This is a genomic window from Burkholderia torrens, assembly GCF_984668525.1.
Map to the genome: position 1 here is coordinate 864,972 of NZ_OZ480212.1, position 17,706 is coordinate 882,677.

At 67.7% G+C, this 17,706-nt stretch carries 17 protein-coding genes; 9 read left to right on the forward strand and 8 right to left on the reverse strand.

The features are described 5' to 3' along the window. Positions 1-8: 8 nt before the first annotated feature. The 3 genes from AC5LXX_RS20195 to AC5LXX_RS20205 all read right to left on the reverse strand — a co-directional run bounded on the left by AC5LXX_RS20195 (position 9) and on the right by AC5LXX_RS20205 (position 4,031). Positions 9-773: an N-acetylmuramoyl-L-alanine amidase family protein gene (locus tag AC5LXX_RS20195; RefSeq protein WP_493412843.1), complete on the reverse strand. Its 765-nt coding sequence runs from the start codon at positions 771-773 to the stop codon at positions 9-11. Between the two features lie 124 nt (positions 774-897). Beyond that, positions 898-2,517: an NAD(P)-binding protein gene (locus AC5LXX_RS20200; protein WP_493412844.1), complete on the reverse strand. Its 1,620-nt coding sequence runs from the start codon at positions 2,515-2,517 to the stop codon at positions 898-900. Next, positions 2,517-4,031 carry a polyamine aminopropyltransferase gene (locus AC5LXX_RS20205; RefSeq protein WP_493412845.1) on the reverse strand — a complete coding sequence of 505 codons (1,515 nt, stop codon included), beginning with the start codon at positions 4,029-4,031 and terminating at the stop codon, positions 2,517-2,519. Before AC5LXX_RS20205 ends, AC5LXX_RS20200 begins: the two co-directional genes overlap by 1 nt. Positions 4,032-4,152: 121 nt before the next feature. On the opposite strand from AC5LXX_RS20205, the gene AC5LXX_RS20210 reads away from it, so the two are divergent. From AC5LXX_RS20210 to speD, 5 genes are read left to right on the forward strand one after another with little or no spacing between them, the layout of a single operon-like run. After that, positions 4,153-4,539, forward strand: a complete 387-nt coding sequence (locus AC5LXX_RS20210; protein ID WP_059239663.1) for a DUF350 domain-containing protein — start codon at positions 4,153-4,155, stop codon at positions 4,537-4,539. A 27-nt stretch (positions 4,540-4,566) separates the two neighbouring features. Beyond that, positions 4,567-5,607: an SPFH domain-containing protein gene (locus AC5LXX_RS20215; protein WP_493412846.1), complete on the forward strand. Its 1,041-nt coding sequence runs from the start codon at positions 4,567-4,569 to the stop codon at positions 5,605-5,607. Between the two features lie 9 nt (positions 5,608-5,616). After that, complete coding sequence (locus tag AC5LXX_RS20220; RefSeq protein ID WP_493412847.1) at positions 5,617-7,119, forward strand: DUF4178 domain-containing protein; 1,503 nt, start codon at positions 5,617-5,619, stop codon at positions 7,117-7,119. After that, positions 7,116-7,265 (forward strand): hypothetical protein, encoded by a 150-nt coding sequence (locus AC5LXX_RS20225; protein WP_185658142.1) that lies wholly within the window; start codon positions 7,116-7,118, stop codon positions 7,263-7,265. The genes AC5LXX_RS20220 and AC5LXX_RS20225 overlap by 4 nt, the downstream gene beginning before the upstream one ends. Continuing rightward, positions 7,262-7,645, forward strand: a complete 384-nt coding sequence (gene speD / locus AC5LXX_RS20230; protein WP_124449593.1) for an adenosylmethionine decarboxylase — start codon at positions 7,262-7,264, stop codon at positions 7,643-7,645. Before AC5LXX_RS20225 ends, speD begins: the two co-directional genes overlap by 4 nt. 78 nt (positions 7,646-7,723) lie before the next feature. Here speD and AC5LXX_RS20235 read toward each other — a convergent pair whose 3' ends face one another. From AC5LXX_RS20235 to AC5LXX_RS20245, 3 genes are all read right to left on the reverse strand, one after another. Further along, on the reverse strand, positions 7,724-8,512 hold the full coding sequence (locus AC5LXX_RS20235; protein ID WP_493412848.1) for a lysozyme inhibitor LprI family protein: 789 nt from the start codon (positions 8,510-8,512) through the stop codon (positions 7,724-7,726). Between the two features lie 110 nt (positions 8,513-8,622). After that, the gene (locus AC5LXX_RS20240) at positions 8,623-9,510 is read right to left on the reverse strand and encodes a DUF4261 domain-containing protein (RefSeq protein WP_493412849.1); all 888 of its coding nucleotides are present in this window, start codon (positions 9,508-9,510) and stop codon (positions 8,623-8,625) included. A 147-nt stretch (positions 9,511-9,657) separates the two neighbouring features. After that, positions 9,658-10,110, reverse strand: coding sequence for a type II toxin-antitoxin system RatA family toxin (locus AC5LXX_RS20245; protein ID WP_124449597.1), 453 nt, complete (start codon positions 10,108-10,110; stop codon positions 9,658-9,660). A 189-nt stretch (positions 10,111-10,299) separates the two neighbouring features. On the opposite strand from AC5LXX_RS20245, the gene AC5LXX_RS20250 reads away from it, so the two are divergent. Together AC5LXX_RS20250 and AC5LXX_RS20255 are read left to right on the forward strand one after the other, a co-directional pair. Continuing rightward, positions 10,300-11,340 carry a bifunctional nicotinamide-nucleotide adenylyltransferase/Nudix hydroxylase gene (locus tag AC5LXX_RS20250; protein WP_059793393.1) on the forward strand — a complete coding sequence of 347 codons (1,041 nt, stop codon included), beginning with the start codon at positions 10,300-10,302 and terminating at the stop codon, positions 11,338-11,340. 73 nt (positions 11,341-11,413) lie between these two features. Beyond that, positions 11,414-12,847: a nicotinate phosphoribosyltransferase gene (locus AC5LXX_RS20255; RefSeq protein ID WP_493412850.1), complete on the forward strand. Its 1,434-nt coding sequence runs from the start codon at positions 11,414-11,416 to the stop codon at positions 12,845-12,847. A gap of 48 nt (positions 12,848-12,895) precedes the next feature. On the opposite strand, the gene AC5LXX_RS20260 is transcribed toward AC5LXX_RS20255, so the two are convergent. Beyond that, on the reverse strand, positions 12,896-14,356 hold the full coding sequence (locus tag AC5LXX_RS20260; protein WP_493412851.1) for an aminotransferase-like domain-containing protein: 1,461 nt from the start codon (positions 14,354-14,356) through the stop codon (positions 12,896-12,898). 122 nt (positions 14,357-14,478) lie between these two features. Between AC5LXX_RS20260 and AC5LXX_RS20265 the strand changes: the two genes are divergently transcribed. Continuing rightward, a complete protein-coding gene (locus AC5LXX_RS20265; RefSeq protein WP_493412852.1) occupies positions 14,479-15,366 on the forward strand; it encodes a DMT family transporter in 888 nt (295 codons plus the stop codon). A gap of 26 nt (positions 15,367-15,392) precedes the next feature. Here AC5LXX_RS20265 and lysA read toward each other — a convergent pair whose 3' ends face one another. Continuing rightward, a complete protein-coding gene (lysA, locus tag AC5LXX_RS20270) occupies positions 15,393-16,631 on the reverse strand; it encodes a diaminopimelate decarboxylase (RefSeq protein ID WP_493412853.1) in 1,239 nt (412 codons plus the stop codon). 109 nt (positions 16,632-16,740) lie between these two features. On the opposite strand from lysA, the gene AC5LXX_RS20275 reads away from it, so the two are divergent. Further along, positions 16,741-17,655 carry a LysR family transcriptional regulator gene (locus tag AC5LXX_RS20275; RefSeq protein WP_322081289.1) on the forward strand — a complete coding sequence of 305 codons (915 nt, stop codon included), beginning with the start codon at positions 16,741-16,743 and terminating at the stop codon, positions 17,653-17,655. Positions 17,656-17,706 lie beyond the last annotated feature (51 nt).

A 17,706-nucleotide genomic window follows, 5' to 3' on the forward strand; every position in this document is an offset into this window, starting at 1 on the left:
ATCGTCATTTATTGCGGCGTCGTGCATGCGTCGATCCCGCCCGCGATCGCGGTGGACAGGCGCTGGATCGTCTCGCGCCGCGCGAGTCGTGCTTCTTCGTCCGGATTGACGATCACGCCGGCTTCGACGAGCACGGCCGGAATCGGCGCGGTGCGCAGCACGACGAGATCGTCGAATCGGTGGATGCCGAGTTGCGGGTCGATCAGCGGGCGGTTCTCGCCGCGGATCGGCTGCGCGTGATACAGCGACGGCCGTTCGCCAGCCGCGACCAGCCGCTCGGCGATGGCCTTCGCGCAACGCAGGCTTTCCGCATAGTGCGGATTGCGTTCCGACACGAACACCGAGAAGCCGTGGAATTCACGTTGCCGGCCCGCGTCGATGAATTGCTGCTGCATCGAGTCGTGATGGATCGACACGAACAGGTTCGCGTCGGGCGCCTGCGTCGAGCGTTGATCGAGCTTGATCTCGCGGCCGTCGGCCGATGTGCGCAGCACGCGGTCGCCGTGCGCGGCGAGCTTTTCCGCGACCGCGCCGGACAGGTCGAGGTTGTACAGGTATTCGACGCGGCCGCTTGCACCGGTGGAACCGGGGTGCGCCGGCGTATGACCGGTGTCGACGACGATGTAACGGCCGGCGGCGGGCTCGGTGCCGGTGGTGCCTGCGGTGTCGGCTGCATGCAGCGCCGGCGGCGCGCCGAGCAGCGGGGCGCACGCGAGCACGCGCGCGGCGGCGCGCACGAGCGGGTGAAGGCGTCGAAGGGTACGGTTCGTCATTGTTGTTGTCGCGGAGGGCATACGGCGCGTCGCACGGTGCGGCGCCGTCGGCCTGCTCGATGCAGTCGGAATGTCGCGCGATTATAGCGGGTGGCGGCGGCGCCGCAATGACGAACGTCGGCCGTCAGGCGAGCACGCGCCGGGCCGCGAGCGTGCCCCAGTACGACGCTTCCTCGAACAGCGACAGCCCGGACAGGTCGGCGTGCGCGAACACGACGGGGCCGTCGGCATCGCGCAGCGCGAGCAGGCCCGGCCGGCTCAGGAAGCCGACGTCGGGCGTCGCCATCGCGTGGCCGCGCACCGTGATCTCGAGCGCCGTCGCGTGTTTCCACAGCTCGCGCCCGTAGACGGCCTGCAGGTCGATCGCCGCCTGTTCGCGCAACGCGTCGGGCCGCGCATGCGCAAGCCAGCGGCGCGTATCGTCAGGCGTCTGCGTACTCAACGCCTGATACGCGGAGAACACCGAGCGCGTCGGCGGCGACATCCGGATCAACTGGTGCGTGGACACCACGTAGCCGAGCGCCGCGCCGTCGTAGACGACGTTGTCCCACGCGAGCGGCACGCCTGCTTCTTCGGCCGGCATCCCGTCGAGCAGGAAATTGGACACGAGCCACGGCGCGCGCGGCGGCAGGTCGCGCGCAGGTTCGAATCCATACGCGGCAAGCTGCGGGAACACGCGCGCCGCGACGAACAGCGGCATCGCGCTCACGACGCGACGCGCCTTCAGCGTGAACGTCGACAGCGTGCCGTCATCGTCGATGCGCGCGCACAGCACGTCGACGCCGCCTGCGCGCTCGGTCGCGCGCACGGCAAAGCCGTCCCGCGACCACGCGTTCGAGCCGGTGCGCGCGGTGATCGAAGCGCCCAGCTTCGTCACCATCGTGTGCAGCCCGTCGGGCCAGGTCAGCACCGCGCCGTCGCTCGCATCGCCTGCATGGCCGCCGCGCGACGAGAAATAGTGCAGGCCGGCCCAGGCGGAGACGTGCTCGTAGCCCGCGCCGTAGTCGTCGCGGCAGCAGTAGTTCAGGTACCAGTGCAGCGCCTTCGCGGTGTAGCCCTCGTCGAGCAGCCACTGGCGGAACGAGCGCCGGTCGAGCGCACGCCATTGCGGGTCGCGCGACGATTCGGCGATCGGGATGCAGAACACCTTGCGGCCGTCGGTGCCGCGCGCGGCGCGCAGTCCGTCCGTGTACGCGAAGAACTTCGCCTGCTGCGCGAGCTCGTCGGCGCCGAGGCCGGCGGTCGGCACGATGCCGTCCTGCCACTGGCCGGCGATGAAGAGCCGTTCGTCGGGCGCGTGCACGAGTGCGCGCTCGTCGTACACGGGGCGCGTGGAGAACGGCGCGGATTCGATCACGCCGAGATCGGCGAGCATGTCGCGCAGATGCGCGGATTCGAGCGACGGCAGCGGCAGGTAGTGCGCGCCTTTCGGATAGCCGAGATCGCCGAAGCGGCCGCCGGCCGCATTGCCGCCGAATTCGGGGCCCGCGAGCACGGTGAAGCGCTTGTGGCCCGCGCGCGCGAGCTGCCATGCGCACGACAGTCCGGCCGCGCCGGCGCCGAGGATCGCGACATCCGTCTCGATCGTGCCCGACGGCGGCGGCAGCGTTGCATGGTCGCGCAGCGCGTGGCCTTCGCGCATGCCGGGGTAGGCAACGCGCGGCGTCGTCTCGATCCAGCCGGTGCGGCCGCATGCGGCGAGCGACGCGGCCGCCGACGCAACGAGGAACGTGCGGCGGTCCATCAGCGCAGCACGTGTTTCCAGTCGTCGTCGAAGCGGCGCACGAGCGGCTGGTCGTTGAGTTCGTTCGGCGACATCGGCAGCGCCGGCATGTCGGCCGGGAAGTGGAACATCTCGGCGGCCGTCTGCGCATCGAGCCAGCGCGTCGGCACCGAGTAGTGCGTCGGCACCGTGAAGTCGCGGCGCTTGCCGGCGATCACGAAGCCCCAGTCGCCGAACGACGGCACGTAGCAGTGGTACGGCCACGTGTTGAGCCCGGCTTCGTGCAGCGTCGCGATGATGGTCCAGTACGCGTGCGGAGCGAAGTACGGCGACGTCGACTGGATCACCGCATAGCCGTTCTCCGACAGGTGGCGCGCGAGCAGCCGGAACACCGGCACCGAATACAGCCGGCCGAGGCCGAAGTTGGTCGGATCGGGGAAGTCGACGACGATCGCGTCATACACGTCGGCATTCGATTCGAGCCAGCGGACGGCGTCATCGTTGATCACGCGTACGCGCGGGTCCTTCAGCGACCCCTGGTTCAGCTTGACGAGCGGCACGGACGTCGAGAACAGCTTCGTCATCGCGGGATCGAGGTCCACGAGCGTGATCTGTTCGAGATTGCGGTGCTTGAGCAGTTCGCGCACCGCCAGGCCGTCGCCGCCGCCGAGCACGAGCACGCGCTTCGCCCACGGCAGCGCGTCGATCGCCGGGTGGATCAGCGCCTCGTGATAGCGATGCTCGTCGCGCGACGAGAACTGCAGGTTGCCGTTCAGGTACAGCCGCATGTCGTCGTGCCACTGCGTGAGCACGATGCGCTGGTACGGCGTCGTTTCCGAATAGATCGTCTCGTCGCCGTACACCCCGTGCTCGGCCCAGTGCGTGATGCGGTCCGACAGCGCGAACCCGGCGACCAGCAGCCCGATCACGAGCGCCGCGCGCATCAGCTTGCCGCGTACGTTGCGGATCTCGTCGCGGAACAGGTGCGTCGTCCACAGCGCGACGAACGCGTTCAGGAGGCCGAACAGGAAGCTCGTGCGCAGCAGGCCGAGACGCGGCGCGAGCACGAGCGGGAAGATCAGCGACACGGCGAGCGAGCCGAGATAGTCGAAGGTCAGCACTTCGCTGACGGTGTGGCGGAACGCCTGGCGCCGTTGCTGGAACGCGCGCATCACGAGCGGGATCTCCATCCCGATCAGCAGGCCGAGCGCGAGCACGAGCGCGTAGAGCGCCGCGCGGAACGGCGCCGCGAGCCACGCGAACACCGCGAACAGCAGCGCGGCCGACACGCCGCCGAGCAGGCCGACGAGCAGCTCGATGTCGACGAAGCGGTCGAGCACGTCGTCGTCCTCGACGAACTTCGCGAGCCACGAGCCGATCCCCATCGCGAACAGGTAGGTGCCGATCACCGACGAGAACTGCAGGATCGAATCGCCGAGCAGGTAGCTCGACAGCGCGCTGCTGATCAGTTCGTAGCCGAGCCCGCACGACGCGAGCACGAGAATCGACAGGACGAGCGCACGCCTATGCAGCATGGTGCGTCCGTTGTGCGGCGGTCGGCAATGTGGATATACTGGCGCGGAATTTTGTCAGCTGGCCCTGCACGGGCCGGCCGGCGACGGGGCGGCGAACCGAGCACAAAATCCGAGGGAAAGAATGAATAGTGCCTATCTTTATGCGGTTCATTTACTGTCGGCGTTCGTGCTGCTTCTTGTGTTCGCGGCAGTGTACCTGAAGGTCACCCCGTTCGACGAACTGGCGCTGATCCGCGACGGCAACGCGGCCGCGACGCTGTCGTTCGGCGGCGCGCTGATCGGTTTCTGCCTGACGCTCGCGTCCAGCATCGCGCACAACTCGACGCTCGGCGAAGTCGTGATCTGGGCCGTCGGCGCGATGATCGTGCAATTGATCACCTATGCGGCGCTGACGCGCCTGATGCCCGGCATGAATCATGCAATCGAGGATCGCAACGTCGCGATGGGCGGCCTGATGGGCACCGCGTCGCTCGTCGTCGGCATCATCAATGCCGCCTGCCTGACCTGACGCGCCACGCGTTTCGAGGAGACCGACATGAGTCTGGGTTCATTCATCCGCAAGCAGTTCATCGACGTCCTGCAATGGACGGAAGACACCGACGGCGTGCTGGCCTGGCGCTATCCGATGGAAGACCAGGAGATCCAGTACGGCGGCAAGCTGACCGTGCGCGAAACGCAGGTCGCGATCTTCGTCAACGAAGGCAAGGTGGCCGACGTGTTCCAGCCGGGGCTGTACACGCTGGAAACGAATACGCTGCCGGTACTCACGTACCTGAAGAACTGGGACAAATTCTTTCAGTCGCCTTTCAAGTCGGACGTCTACTTCTTCAGCACGCGGCTGCAGCTCGGCCGGCGCTGGGGTACCGCGCAGCCGGTGACGATCCGCGATCGTGAATTCGGCTTCGTGCAACTGCGCGCGTTCGGCATCTACTCGTACCGGATCGTCGATGCGGCCGCGTTCCACCGCGAGGTCAGCGGCACGCGCGCGGCGTACACGGTCGACGATCTCGAGCAGCAGCTGCGCAACCTGGTCGTCACCGCGATGAGCACGACGTTCGGCTCGGCCGACGTGCCGTTCGTCGACATGGCCGCGAACCAGTCGCTGCTGTCGCAGCGCGTCGCCGAGGCGCTGGTGCCGGTATTCACGCGCTACGGGCTCGCGCTCGACGCGTTCGCGGTTGAAAGCGTGTCGCTGCCGGCCGAGCTGCAGAAGGCGCTCGACCTGCGGATCGGCGCGGGGATGGCCGGCGATCTCGCACGCGCCACGCAATACCAGACCGCGCAGGCGATTCCGCTCGCCGCGCAGAACCCGGGCGGCATCGCCGGGGTCGGCGCGGGGCTCGCAGCCGGTGCGGCGATCGGGCAGGCGATGGCCGGCCAGATCGCGGGCGCCGCGCAACCGGCGCCGCCCGCACCGCCCGCGCCCGCCGCGGCGCCCGTCGCTGCCGCGCCGGCCGAGGGCACCGATTACGTGCAGCGGCTCGAACAGCTGAAGGCACTGTTCGACAAGGGGCTCGTGACCGAAGACGAATATTCGCGCGCGAAGGCCGAGATCCTCGCGAAGCTCACCCGGTAAACGTCGCGCATGTTCAGCACCTCGTGCCCCCAGTGCGGCGCGCCAGTCGAGTTTCGCTCGGCGGCGGCCGTGATGGCCGTCTGCGCGTTCTGCCGCAGCACGCTGCTCAAGCGCGGCGCCGACGTCGAACGGATCGGCGAGCTGGCCACGGTGCTCGACGATGCTTCGCCGATCCAGATCGGTACGGCCGGCCGCTACGGCAAGCGTGCGTTCACGGTGCTCGGGCGCATCCAGATGACCTACGACGCCGGCGCGTGGAGCGAGTGGTACGTCGTGTTCGACGACGGCGCGTTCGGCTGGCTGTCGGATGCGTCGGGCCAGTACGCGGTCACGGTGCGTGAGCCCGACGATGCGTCCGGCGGCGCGTGGCCCGCATTCGGCACGCTCGAGCCGGGCATGCGGATCGACCACGGCGGCCGCGCGTATCTCGTGTCCGACGTGCGTACCGCGCGGTGCACGGGCGGCGACGGCGAGTTGCCGTTCCGCGTCGATGCGGGTTGGGAGGCGCGTGTCGTCGACCTGCGGACCGGCAACGCATTCGCGACTTACGATTATTCCGACGCCGACTCGAACGGCGGCAGCCCGGCCGTCTACACGGGTGAAGCACTGGAGTTCGACGCGCTGGCGTTCACCGGGCTGCGCGACACCGAACACGACACGCGCGAGAAGCGCGGCGCGGAGATGGTGCCGTTCGCGTGCCCGAGCTGCGGCGCGCCGCTGTCGTATCTGCCGAACCTGGCCGACTACGTCGTATGCGGAAGCTGCCATGCGGGCGTGCAGTGCACGGCCGAGCAGCAGACCGTGTTCGCGGCGCAGCGCAAGCTCGACTCGGTGAAGGGCGCGCTGGAACTCGGTGCGATCGGCACGTTCGACGGCGTGAAGTACACGGTGATCGGGATGATGCGCTGCCGCGTGCCGGGCGACGACGAAACCTGGGACGAATACCTGCTGCTGAACCCGAAGCGCGGCTTCCTGTGGCTGGTGCAGAGCGAGGGGCGCTGGGAGCGCGTGAAGGTGCTCGACCAATGGCCGACGATCGGCAGCGATTCCGACGTGACCGACGGCGGCAAGACCTACCGGCTGCGCGAGGAATACGACTCGGAGGTCGTCTACGTGGTCGGTGCGTTCAACTGGCGCGTGCAGGTGGGCGATCGCACGTCGATCATCGATTACGGCTGGCAGAAGGACAAGCTGACGCGCGAGCGCAGCGATGCGGAAATCGTCTGGTCGCGCGCACGGCCGCTGTCGGGCAGCGCGCTTGCCGAACGTTTCAGCGCGCCGGCGCTTGCTGCTGCTTCGGGGGCGGCAGCGTCGACGGGCCTGTTCGGCGGGAAAAGTCCGCACAGTTTCGCGCCGCTGCCGTGGGTGTTCAGCGCGTTGCTCGTGATCTTCAACATGGGAACGCTGTTCTCGTTCAGCGGCCGCACCGTCTACGTGCTGGTCGGCCTGCTGGTGCTGTGGCTGCCGGAATGGCTGTGGAAGGGCTTTGCGTCGGACGGGGGCAAGTCGTGATCCGGTACATCCTCTACGGCCTCTACGGCCTGTTCGTCGTCACGCTGTTCAGCTGCGCGTCGATCGGCGGCAGCGGGTCGGGCGGCAGCGGCTGGGGCAGTTCGTCGGCCCGCAGCGGCTACTCGTCGTACGGGTCGCACAAATGACCGCACGCGACGGGATCGAGCCGCCACGTGCGACGCTCGGCTCGCACGTGCTGGCCGATCTGGCCGGCATCGATGCGGCACTGTTGCGCGACACCGCGCGGCTGGAAGCGATCCTCACCGGCGCCGCGCGGCAGGCCGGCGCGCGCGTGATCGGCGCGCATTTCCATCACTTCGGCGGCGAGCATGGCGTGACGGGTGTCGTGCTGCTCGCCGAGTCGCACATCACGATCCACACGTGGCCAGAGCATCGCTTCGCGGCCGTCGACGCATTCATGTGCGGCGCGGCGCGCGCGGCCGAAGCGGTCGATGCGATTGCCGCCGCGCTCGGCACGCACGCGCAGGTTCGGCAGCAGGTGGCGCGTGGCGGCGTGTCGGCTTGAACACGCATTTCGCACCTTGTTCGCCATCACGGAAGCGATGTTGCGCCGCGAATCGGGCGCGGATACGTTCGTGACGCGCTAGCGTTCGAACCGGAACGTCGACACGCTGTGCAACGTTGCATCGTCGGTGCCGACGATGCCTTGCGTGCCCGCGACGGCCGAGCGCTTGCCGTTGCTCAGCACGGCCCAGTAGCATTCGCCGCCGGCAGCATGGAAGCCGGTTTCCGGATCGCTGATACCGCACGTGATCGTCGCGCGCATGCCGCGCCAGCCGGGGCCCGAGAAGCGCTCGACTTCCTGCGGAATGCCGGGGCCGTACGACGTCACCCACTTGCCGTCGTCGTCCTTCACGAAGCCCGCTTCTTTCTCCGCGACCGGTTCCAGCGCGCCGTCGACGATCTCGAACGAGATGAAGCTGCTGCTGTAGGTCATGTTCCGGCCGACGATCGCGACGCAATGGTCGCTGCCGCCTTCCGGGCACGGCTTTTTCACCTGCCGGTTCGCGAGGTATTCGAACGAAATGCCGAGCGCGGGATCGCGGTAGGTTTTCCAGCCCGCGTGTTTCACCTGCTTCAGCGCAGCCGTGCGGTCGCGGTACGCGGTGGCGATGCACGCGGCGTCGGCGCACGCATCGCGCTGCGCGAGCCATGCACGTTGCGACCGGACGACGGCCTGCTGGTCGGCCGCGATGCCGATCGCATCGTAGTACGCGTTCGACAGGGTGGTGTCGGCCGAGACGAGCGCCTTGTCGCCGCAGATCAGGCGATCGGTGCGTGTCTTCGCACGCGAGCAGTCGATGCCGTCTGCATGGGCCGACAACGAAAGGCCGATCGCGGCCAGCGTGAGAGCGACGCGAATGCCGAACACGGACATCTCCTCATCGGGTGGACGACTGTCACGCAGCCGTCATTTGGCGTGGCGGCGCGCGGTTCGTTTCGAGAACGTTCGCCCCCGCGCGCCGCGCATCGACGTGCGTTTCAGCGATTGATTTCGTCGGCCGAGATCAGTTCGGCCACCAGCACCTGCGCAGGACCCCGCAGGTAATACTCGTGTTCGAGCGGTTCGCGCAGCTTCATGTACGTTTCCGAGCCGATCTGCATCGTCTCGCCCGCGTGCATCCGTGCGCCGCTGTCCAGCAGGTAGTGCATCACGTTGTTGAAGATGCCCGAATAGCGTTCGCCTTCGTGATGGCCCGCCGCGAGCGCGGCGAAATCGGGGAGGCCGAACACGTCGGCGCCATAGGTGCGCATCCACACGCCTTCGACGCCTTCGACCTCGTATTTCACGAAGCCGCAGAAGAACAGGTTCAGCGGGATGTCGCGCAGCACCTCGAGGCTTTCTTCGCCGAGTTCCTTCGCGTTGAAGACGCCGGCCGGCAACGACGTGTGCGCATGCTCGTTCAGCACCGCGACGCCGTTCTGCTCGGCCAGCGCGCCGGCGACGGCCGCCAGCGCGACATACTGGTCGAGCGGATTCGCTTCGTGCCCGGCGTAGTAGAGGATCACGTGGCTGCGGCTCGCGCGTACCTGCTGCTTCAGGTCCTGCCCGTAGTGGGCGGGTGCGACGCACGTCTCCAGCGCGTCGGACGGATAGGGCGCATCGAATCCGACCAGCCGGACGACATGGTCGCCCCAGCCGGCGAGCCCGAATACCTGCTCCAGCGTCGGCTCGGTTTCGACGCGCGCCTGTTTCATGCTCGGGTGATAGGCACGCAGCGCGGCCGTCAGCGCGGCAATGTCGACCTGCAGCGGGCCGTCGAAGACGACCGCCACGCTCAATGGATTCTCGACGTCGGGGGCCGCGACCAGCGCGACGGGGTTTTCGGGCGCTTCCTTGCGGCCAAAGAATCGGGATATCAGGCTCATCGGATTGTGTTTGTGTCGATGCCGTTACAGGGAGCGCGCCCTGTTCTCTCGGGCAGGGCATGCCGTCGGGATGACGGTGGCCCGTAGTTTCCCCGGGTTCGGCGAATCTGGCAAATATCCGATGGCGCGGCCGGCGGCACGCGCAGGTCAGTGCGGCAACGCCTCGGCCTCGGCCCAGCGCTTGAACGAATCGAGACGTCGGCGTGTCTGCACGAGATAGAACGCGCCGATCAGCGGTTCGAGCAGCCAGCGCAGCCAGGACGGCTGGGCGCGGAAGTTGTACGTGAACTTCACCTCGGTCGACCCGGGCGTGTGTTCGGTGAAATTCCAGCTGCCGCTGAAGCGTTCGAGCACCTTGGGCCCCTCGACCATTTCGACGGCGGCGACCTGCGGCGGGCGGTACGAGATGTAGCGCGACACCATCGTCGCGCCCGACTGGCTGCGGCAGAACGCGTCGACACCGACGTCGGCCGTCGTTCCGTCGAGCAGATAGGCGTCGGTAAGGAAACTGTCCCACACGAGCCGCCGCGCGTAATCCTGCGACCACGTGAAGAGGCGTCTGCGATCGACGCCGACGGTCCGGCTGACTGAGATCCTCATGATGGCGGGCAAGGGCGCGGATTAGGATGAAATCGAGTGTAACCCGCCAAAAACGCGCGTTTCGTCAGACTTCGTCAAGTCGAGCGTGTGCTCGAACGGGCGCGATTGACGCACCTCGGGATTTCACCTAGGATTCGATACAACCCTTCGGGACAGACCCGGAGCGTTTCAATCTCTTGAGGGAGCCTCATGAGTACGCAACAGAACCGGCGCTTCGACGCGCTCGTTTTCATTGGTCGTTTCCAGCCTCCGCATCGTGGTCACCTGAACGTGCTGAAGTCGGCGCTGAGCCGGGCCGAGCGCGTGTGCGTGCTGATCGGATCGACCGACAAGCCCCGCACCATCAAGGATCCGTTCTCGTTCGACGAGCGCCGCCAGATGCTGGCTTCGCTGCTCGACGCGTCCGAGCGCGACCGCGTGACGATCGCGCCGCTGCAGGATTCGACGTACAACGACGGCGACTGGGTGCGCTGGGTGCAGGAAGCCGTCGCGTCCACGCTCGGCGACATCGCACAGCGCAAGGTCGGGCTGATCGGCCACGAGAAGGACGCCACGTCGTATTACCTGCGGATGTTCCCGCAATGGGAACTCGTCGACGTCGACGCGACGGAAGACATTTCCGCCACCGAGATCCGCGACCAGTATTTCGCCGAACGTACCAACAGCTTCGTGCAGTGGGCCGTGCCGGAACCCGTGTTCGGCTGGCTCGAGCGTTTTCGCACGCAGCCGGAATTCGCGCAGCTGAAGTCGGAAGCCGAATTCATTGCCGCGTATCGCAAGGCGTGGGCGGCCGCACCGTATCCCGTCACGTTCGTGACGGTCGACGCGGTGGTCGTGCACTCGGGCCACATCCTGCTCGTGCGTCGCCGCAGCGAGCCGGGCCGCGGCCTGTGGGCACTGCCGGGCGGGTTCGTGAACCAGGACGAGCGGCTCGATGCGGCCTGCATCCGCGAACTGCGCGAGGAAACCGGCCTCAAGCTGCCGGAGCCCGTGCTGCGCGGCTCGATCAAGGATCGCCAGGTGTTCGATCACCCGACGCGTTCGCTGCGCGGCCGCACGATCACGCACGCGTGCCTGTTCAACTTCCCGACCGGCGAGCTGCCGCGCGTGAAGGGCAGCGACGATGCCGACAAGGCGCGCTGGGTGCCGCTCAACGAATTCGCGCAGATGCGCAACGTGATGTTCGAGGATCACTTCGACATCGCGTATCACTTCCTGGGGAAGCTGTGATCCGCTGATTCCCCGCATTCCGTCCGCCGCGACAGACGCGGCGGCACTTCAACGGCCTAGAGGAGCTCTAGCCATGCAAAACGATCTCGGCGGCTTTGCCGCGGTTCTCGCCAATCCGATCCTCAATACGGATTCCTACAAGGCTTCGCACTTCCTGCAATATCCGCCCGATGCGTCGGCGATGTTCTCGTACGTCGAATCGCGCGGCGGATGCTACGACCGCACGGTGTTCTTCGGCTTGCAGATGCTGCTGAAGGAATATCTGTGCAAGCCCGTCACGCACGCGATGATCGACGACGCACGCGATTTCTTCGCGGCGCACGGCGAGCCGTTCAACGAAGCGGGGTGGCGCTACATCGTCGAACGCTACGACGGCTACCTGCCGGTGAAGATCCGCGCGGTGCCCGAAGGCTCGGTCGTACCGGTGCACAACGTGCTGATGACCGTCGAATGCGACGATCCGCAGGTGTTCTGGCTCGCGTCTTATCTCGAGACGATGCTGCTGCGCATCTGGTATCCGGTGACGGTCGCGACCCGCAGCTGGCATCTGCGGCAGACGATTCGCCGCTTCCTCGAAAAGACCGACGACGATCTCGCGCAACTGCCGTTCAAGCTGCACGACTTCGGCGCGCGCGGCGTGTCGAGCGCGGAGTCGGCCGCGATCGGCGGCGCCGCGCACCTCGTGAACTTCATGGGCTCGGACACGGTGCTCGGCGTGCTGGCCGCGAACCGTTTCTATCGCGAGCCGATGGCCGCGTACTCGGTGCCGGCGGCCGAGCACAGCACGATCACGTCATGGGGCCGCGAAGGCGAGATCGATGCGTACCGGAACATGATCAACCGCTTCGGCTTGCCCGATGCGATCGTATCGGTCGTATCGGACTCCTACGATCTGTTCGCCGCGCTCGATCTGTGGGGCGGCGAGCTTCGGCAGGCCGTGCTCGATTCGGGTGCGACGCTCGTCGTGCGCCCCGATTCGGGCGACCCCGTGACGATCGTGCTGCAGACCGTGCGTGCGCTCGACGCATCGTTCGGTTCGACCGTCAATGGAAAAGGGCGGCGGGTGCTGAACCGTGTGCGCGTGATCCAGGGCGACGGTGTCGACGAGGCGTCGATCGAAGCGATTCTCTCCGCGCTCGACGATGCGGGCTACGCGGCCGGCAACCTCGTGTTCGGCATGGGCGGTGCGCTGTTGCAGCAGGTGAACCGCGATACGCAGCGTTTCGCGATGAAGTGCTCGGCGATCCGGCGCGGTGGCGTGTGGCACGACGTCCGCAAGGATCCGGTCACCGATCAGGGCAAGCGTTCGAAGAAGGGGCGGCTCACGTTGCTGTGCAATCGCCGCACCGGCGAGTATCGGACTGTAACGCTGCCCGTTGCGTGGGACGACCGTGCACTGGAAGGCGAATGGGAGGAGGCGCTCGAGACCGTGTTCGATACCGGGCGCTTGCTCGTCGATACATCGTTTGCCGAGGTGCGGGCGAGGGCGCACGCGGGCGAGATGTGAGGCAGGTGGGGGAGGTATGAAACCTCTCCCGATGCCCGCTTCGGGCATTTATCTGCCACCTGCCTCCACCGGCACGCCGCTGCGGTCACCTGCCCGCACCGCATCCATCGCCCGCGCGAGCGCATCGAACACCGCGGGCCCCTTGCAGCGCGACACGTTGAAGCGCATGTACGACGTCGCGCCATGCGACGGACTGAACACATTGCCGGGCGCCAGCACGACGTCGTGATCCAGCGCATGACGCGCGACGCGCGCGGCATCGAGTCCGTCGGGCAATTTCGCCCACACGAACAGGCCGCCGCGCGGCTCCGTCCAGATGCCGAGCCCGGCGCGCGTCAGGCGCCGGATCGTTTCGCCCATCGCATCCGCAAGACGCGCGTGCAGGCTGTCGAGATGGCGCCGGTACGTGCCGTCGATCAACAACCGGTGCACGACGTTCGCACCGATCTGCGCGTTGCCGAACGACGTCGCGAGCTTCAGGTCGACGAGCGCGTCGATCCATTCCGGGCGTGCGGCGACGAAGCCGCAGCGGATCGCGGCCGACAGCGTCTTCGAGAAGCTGCCGATCGACACGACGCGCGACAGTCCGTCGAATGCCGCGAGGCGCGGCGCGGGAGCGTTCTCGAAGTCCGCGAAAATGTCGTCCTCGACGATCAGCAGCCCGTGCTCGGCCGCAAGCGTCAGCAGCCGGTGCGCGACGGGCGGTGCGAGCGTCGCGCCGGTCGGGTTGTGCAGCGCCGCGTTGGTGATGTACAGGCGCGGCCGGTGCTCGGCGAGCACCTGCTCGAAGCGCACGAGATCGGGACCGTTCGGCGTATACGGAACGCTGACGATCCGTGCACGGTGGGCGCGCAGCAACGCCTGGAAATTGAAGTAGCACGGATCGTCGAGCACGACCGTGTCGCCGGGCTCCAGCAGCAGGCGGCACACGAGATCGAGCGCATGCGTGCCGCCGTCGGTCAGCATGATCTGCGCGGGTTCCGCATGGACGCCGTGCTGCGCGAGCCGCCAGGCAAGCTGCTGGCGCAATGCGGGCAGGCCGAGCGGCGTCGCGTAGTCGGTCAGCGCGTCGGCGTCGTCGCGCGACACGGCGCGCAGCGCGCGGCGCAGGCTCTCGTCCGGCAACCACGACGACGGCAGCCAGCCGCAACCGGGCTTCACCGACGTCGGCGCCGCTTCGAGCGACTGGCGCGACAGCCACAGCGGATCGAGCTCGCGATCGAGGCGCGGGCCGAGATCGGCGAGCGCGAGCGGCGGCGCGTGGCCCGACACGTAAAAACCCGAGCCGCGCCGTGCGACCAGCACGCCTTCGCTCGCCAGCCGTTCGTATGCGTCGACGACCGTCGATTTCGACACGCCCAGGCTGTCGGCCATCATCCGGATCGACGGCACGCGCGCGCCAGGCATCAGCGCGCGGCTCGCGATGCGCGCGCGCAAGGTGTCCATCACGGTTTCGACGCGCGTGCGCGACGCGGCGGGCGGGGCGGGAGGCAGGGCGGCTCGGCTCATGGCGAGTGAACTGTACGGTCGGTTGTCCAGTACAGTTTGTCTGAATTGTATTGGGCTGTAGCTTACGCGCTTTTCGCGGGCGGCGGATCATGGTCATCCACTTTTCCCGTTCAGGATTTCCCGTGCAAAAGACGACCGATGGATGGCTCAGCGGCCTGCTGGGCGTGATCATCTTCAGTGGCTCGCTGCCGGCGACGCGTGTCGCGGTGCAGGGACTCGACCCGCTGTTCCTGACCTTTGCACGCGCGACGATCGCCGGTGCGCTCGGCCTGCTGCTGCTCGCCGTGCTGAAGCAGCGGCGGCCGACGCGGGCCGAGGCCGTGTCGCTGGCCATCGTCGCGCTTGGCGTCGTGGTCGGCTTTCCGCTGCTGACCGCGCTGGCGCTGAAGCACGTGACGTCCGCGCACGCGATCGTGTTCGTCGGGCTGCTGCCGCTGGCAACCGCACTCTTCGGCGTATGGCGCGGCGGCGAGCGGCCGCGGCTGCCGTTCTGGATCTTCTCGATCGTCGGCAGCGGTGCGGTGGCTGCGTTTGCGCTGCGCAACGGCGGGCAGGCGTCGGTCGTCGGCGATGCGCTGATGCTGGCCGCGATCGTCGCGTGCGGGCTCGGCTACGCGGAAGGCGCGCGCCTGTCGCGCCAGCTCGGCGGCTGGCAGGTGATCTCGTGGGCGCTCGTGCTGTCGCTGCCGCTGATGGTGCCGCTTGCGTGGCTCACGTGGCCCGCGTCGTTCGACGCCGTCGATGCCGCTGCATTGTGGGGGCTCGCGTACGTGTCGCTGTTCAGCATGCTGATCGGCTTCGTGTTCTGGTATCGCGGGCTCGCGCTCGGCGGGATCGCGGGCGTCGGCCAGCTGCAGTTGCTGCAGCCGTTCTTCGGTTTCCTGCTGGCGGCCGGCCTGCTGCACGAGACGGTGCCGCCGTCGATGGTCGCCGTGACGCTCGTCGTGGTCGGCTGCGTGGCGGGCGCGAAGTATTTCTCGAAGATGGCGCCGGTGCAGCGCGCGGGGTGACACGCGCCGCGTTCCTCGAGGTTGCTTTACTCGAACGTTTCGAGCGCGAGCAGTTCCTCGATCGTCTGCCGGCGGCGGATCAGCCGCGGCGTGCCGCGATCGACGAGCACTTCCGGCGCGAGCGGCCGGCTGTTGTAGTTCGACGACATCGACGCGCCATACGCGCCCGCATCGTGCAGGAACAGCAGGTCGCCGATCTGCGGCTGCGGCAGTTTGCGGTGCGTGACCACGCCGCCCGCGTCCTGCGTGAACACGTCACCCGATTCACACAGCGGCCCCGCGATCGCGAGATCGACCGACGGCCGGCCGGCCGGCAGCGTGCCGTCGTGCGCGTGCACGGACACCGCGTGGTAGCTGCCGTACATCGACGGCCGCATCAGGTCGTTGAAGCCCGCGTCGATCAGCACGAAATCATGCTTCGGCCGGCGATTGACGGCCTGCACTTCGGTGACGAGCGTGCCGGCTTCCGCGACGAGAAAGCGGCCCGGTTCGATCTCGATGCGTACCGGGTGGCCGAGGTGCCGCTCGATCCGCTTGCGTGCGGCGTCCCACTGGCTGAAGTAGTGGCCGACGTCGACGCGCGGCTCGCCGTCGCGATACGGGATCGACAGGCCGCCGCCGGCCGAGATCGCGTCGATGTCATGGCCGAGCGACGTGACGAGATCGACCATCGCATCGCACACCTGCGACAGATGGCCGTAGTCGACGCCCGAGCCGATATGCATGTGGATGCCGACGAGCTTCAGCCCGTGCTGGCGCACGATCTCGATCGCGCGCGGCACGTCGTCGATCCAGATGCCGTGCTTGCTCTGCGGGCCGCCGGTGTTGGTCTTGTTGCTGTGGCCGTGGCCGAAGCCGGGGTTCACGCGCAGCCACACGCGGTGGCCCGGCGCGTGCTCGCCGATGCGCGCGAGCATGTCGAGCGAACCGGCGTTGACGGTCACGCCATGCTTCAGCACGGCCGCGAGCGTCGGGCGGTCGATCAGGTCGGCCGTGAACACGACGCCTTCCGGCTCGCCTGCCGAACTGAACCCCGCTGCGAGGCTGCGCTCGATCTCGCCGAGCGACACGGCGTCGACGCATGCGCCTTCTTCGCGCATCAGCTTCAGGATATGGACGTTCGAGTTGGCCTTCTGCGCATAGCGGATGACGTCGAACTGGCGCAGTTGGGCGATGCGGTCGCGGATGACGTCGGCGTCGTACACCCACAGCGGGGTGCCGTATTGCTGGGCGAGCGTCGCGAGCTGGCGGGAATCGAGGGACATGGCGGATGAATCGGGTCGAATGAACGGATAGCGTCGATGATGCATCGGATCGTCTATACAGTAAAATGCCGGTTTGTCGTGATTCGATTCATTTTTGATATAGCTGACCATGCTTACGCACCGTCATATCGAGGTTTTCCGCGCGCTGATGGTGACCGGCAGCACGACGCGCGCGGCCGAGATGCTGTACACGTCGCAGCCGACAATCAGCCGCGAACTCGCGCGGATGGAGCAGGTCGTCGGCTTCGCGCTGTTCGAGCGCACGCACGGCCGGCTGCGGCCGACGATGGCCGCGCTCACGCTGTTCGACGACGTGCGCCTCGCCTATGTGGGGCTCGAACGCGTCGCGGCAACGGCTGCGCGCCTGCGCGAATTTCGCGACGGCCAGCTGTCGGTGATCGCGCTGCCGGCGTTTTCGCATGCGATCCTGCCCGGCGCGTGCCGCCGTTTTCACGAGGCTCACGCGGGCGCCAGCGTGTCGGTCGCGACGCAGGAATCGCCGGTGCTCGAGGAATGGCTCACCGCGCAGCGTTACGACCTCGGCCTGACCGAGCGCGACGTCGCGCCGGCCGGCACCGTGCTCACGCCGCTGCTCGAGGTCGACGAAGTGTGCGTGCTGCCCGCCGGCCATCCGCTGCTCGCGCAGGACGCGATCGATCTGCTCGATCTTGCCGATCGTCCGTTCGTGAGCCTGTCGCTGAACGATCCGTACCGCATCCTGATCGACGAGGCGTTCGCGCAACTCGGTGTCGCGCCGCGCTCGGTGATCGACACGCCGTCGGCCGTGTCGGTGTGTGCGTTCGTGCGGCAGGGGCTCGGCGCCGCGATCGTCAATCCGCTGACCGCGCTCGATTTCGTCGGGCGCGACCTGCACGTGCGGCCGCTCACGCGGTCGTTTCCGTACCGCGTCAGCGTGGTCGTGCCCGAGCACCGGCCGAAGAGCCTGCTCGTCGATGCGTTCGCCGACGCGCTGCGCGGCGAGGCGAAGGCGATCCGCCGCCGGCTGGCCGCGCACCTCGGCTAGCGGCACCGTATGATGGGCGTTTCGCCGCCAACGTCTTCACTTTCCGGAATC

What these genes read in the sequence shown, in the direction of transcription:
- AC5LXX_RS20195 (WP_493412843.1), bottom strand. Translation starts at nt 773, where the DNA reads ATGACGAACCGTACCCTTCGACGCCTTCACCCGCTCGTGCGCGCCGCC.
- AC5LXX_RS20200 (WP_493412844.1), bottom strand. Translation starts at nt 2,517, where the DNA reads ATGGACCGCCGCACGTTCCTCGTTGCGTCGGCGGCCGCGTCGCTCGCC.
- AC5LXX_RS20205 (WP_493412845.1), bottom strand. Translation starts at nt 4,031, where the DNA reads ATGCTGCATAGGCGTGCGCTCGTCCTGTCGATTCTCGTGCTCGCGTCG.
- AC5LXX_RS20210 (WP_059239663.1), top strand. Translation starts at nt 4,153, where the DNA reads ATGAATAGTGCCTATCTTTATGCGGTTCATTTACTGTCGGCGTTCGTG.
- AC5LXX_RS20215 (WP_493412846.1), top strand. Translation starts at nt 4,567, where the DNA reads ATGAGTCTGGGTTCATTCATCCGCAAGCAGTTCATCGACGTCCTGCAA.
- AC5LXX_RS20220 (WP_493412847.1), top strand. Translation starts at nt 5,617, where the DNA reads ATGTTCAGCACCTCGTGCCCCCAGTGCGGCGCGCCAGTCGAGTTTCGC.
- speD (WP_124449593.1), top strand. Translation starts at nt 7,262, where the DNA reads ATGACCGCACGCGACGGGATCGAGCCGCCACGTGCGACGCTCGGCTCG.
- AC5LXX_RS20240 (WP_493412849.1), bottom strand. Translation starts at nt 9,510, where the DNA reads ATGAGCCTGATATCCCGATTCTTTGGCCGCAAGGAAGCGCCCGAAAAC.
- AC5LXX_RS20245 (WP_124449597.1), bottom strand. Translation starts at nt 10,110, where the DNA reads ATGAGGATCTCAGTCAGCCGGACCGTCGGCGTCGATCGCAGACGCCTC.
- AC5LXX_RS20250 (WP_059793393.1), top strand. Translation starts at nt 10,300, where the DNA reads ATGAGTACGCAACAGAACCGGCGCTTCGACGCGCTCGTTTTCATTGGT.
- AC5LXX_RS20255 (WP_493412850.1), top strand. Translation starts at nt 11,414, where the DNA reads ATGCAAAACGATCTCGGCGGCTTTGCCGCGGTTCTCGCCAATCCGATC.
- AC5LXX_RS20260 (WP_493412851.1), bottom strand. Translation starts at nt 14,356, where the DNA reads ATGAGCCGAGCCGCCCTGCCTCCCGCCCCGCCCGCCGCGTCGCGCACG.
- lysA (WP_493412853.1), bottom strand. Translation starts at nt 16,631, where the DNA reads ATGTCCCTCGATTCCCGCCAGCTCGCGACGCTCGCCCAGCAATACGGC.
- AC5LXX_RS20275 (WP_322081289.1), top strand. Translation starts at nt 16,741, where the DNA reads ATGCTTACGCACCGTCATATCGAGGTTTTCCGCGCGCTGATGGTGACC.